This is a genomic window from Pseudomonas sp. FW305-28 (assembly GCF_017351395.1).
GTDB classification, from domain to species: domain Bacteria; phylum Pseudomonadota; class Gammaproteobacteria; order Pseudomonadales; family Pseudomonadaceae; genus Aquipseudomonas; species Aquipseudomonas fluorescens_AA.
On the sequence record NZ_JACNDD010000296.1, the window covers coordinates 1 to 1,245 of the forward strand.

Consider the following 1,245-nt stretch of genomic DNA (forward strand, 5'->3'; position numbering starts at 1 on the left):
TGAACTGGCCTAATGATTTTGGACACTTCAATCGGGCGCTATGATGGCGCCCAAATCTGAGGTGTTTTGGTTATGCGTAAATCTTACTCCAGTGAGTTTAAACTCAAAGCGGCCAGCATGGTGCTGGACGAGGGACAGTCGGTTCCCGAAGTCTGCGCCAGTCTGGATATTGGGCCCACGGCGCTTCGCCGCTGGGTCGATCAGGTTCGCAAGGAACGCTTGGGTTCGACCCCGGTGGGCGCCAAGGCGATTACCGCTGATCAGCGTGAAATTCAGCAGCTCAAAGCGTTGCTCAGGCAAAAAGACCTGGACATTGAAATCCTAAAAAAGGCCAGTGCTCTCCTGCTTTTGGACTCCAAAGATCATTCTCGTTGATCAATGAGCTGGACGAGCAGTACGGCGTTAACAATTGCTGTCGGGCGTTTGGAGTCAACCGCAGCAGCTTTTACGCCTGGCGTCAGCGCCAAGGCAAAGTGAAGCCCGAGCGGGAGAAACTTAAAGCCGTGCTGGTCGAGCATCACAAGGAGTCCAGAGCATCCGCGGGGTCTCGCACCCTTTCCAAGGAGCTGCAAGCAAAGGGACATCGTGTCGGGCGGCATATGGCTCGCAGCTTGATGCGCGAAGCCGGTGTTGCCAGTCGTCAGCGCCGGCGGCACAAGTACAAATCTTCCGGCGTGGAAGCGTTGGTGGCGCCGCACGTGCTCAAGCGCAAGTTTGATGTCACGGCGATCAACCAGGTGTGGTGTGGCGATGTGACGTACATCAAGGTCGGCAAGCGCTGGATGTATTTCGCGGCGGTGCTGGATCTGTTTGCTCGCCGGATCGTGGGCTGGTCGTTTTCAATGATTTCCGATGCCTCGCTGACCTGCGAAGCGTTGCGAATGGCGGTGCAATTGCGAGGTTGCCCAAAAGAGGTGCTGTTTCATTCCGATCAAGGCTGCCAATACACCAGCCACAAATTCAGGAATGAAATGCGCAAGCATGGACTCCTGCAAAGCATGAGTCGCAAAGGTGAGTGCTGGGACAACGCCCCGATGGAGCGTTTCTTTGGGAGCCTGAAGTCAGAGTGGGTGCCAGAAGATGGCTACAGCTCGGAGCATGAAGCCCGCGTGGATGTGCAGCGTTATGTGATGCGTTACAACAACGTCAGACTCCATAGCTACAACGACTACCGGTCGCCGGTAGCTATGGAGAAACTGGCAGCATGAAACCGTAACTGGTGTCCAAAATTAGTTGACCAGTTCA

2 protein-coding genes are annotated in these 1,245 nt (G+C 55.2%); both read left to right on the forward strand.

Going from position 1 to position 1,245, the window contains the following annotated elements; genetic code table 11:
* Nucleotides 1–72 precede the first annotated feature (72 nt).
* Nucleotides 73–375, forward strand: a complete 303-nt coding sequence (locus J4E53_RS30875; RefSeq protein ID WP_060739331.1) for an IS3 family transposase — start codon at nt 73–75, stop codon at nt 373–375.
* Nucleotides 372–1,208 (forward strand): IS3 family transposase, encoded by an 837-nt coding sequence (locus J4E53_RS30485; protein WP_060739330.1) that lies wholly within the window; start codon nt 372–374, stop codon nt 1,206–1,208. Before J4E53_RS30875 ends, J4E53_RS30485 begins: the two co-directional genes overlap by 4 nt.
* Nucleotides 1,209–1,245: the final 37 nt, after the last annotated feature.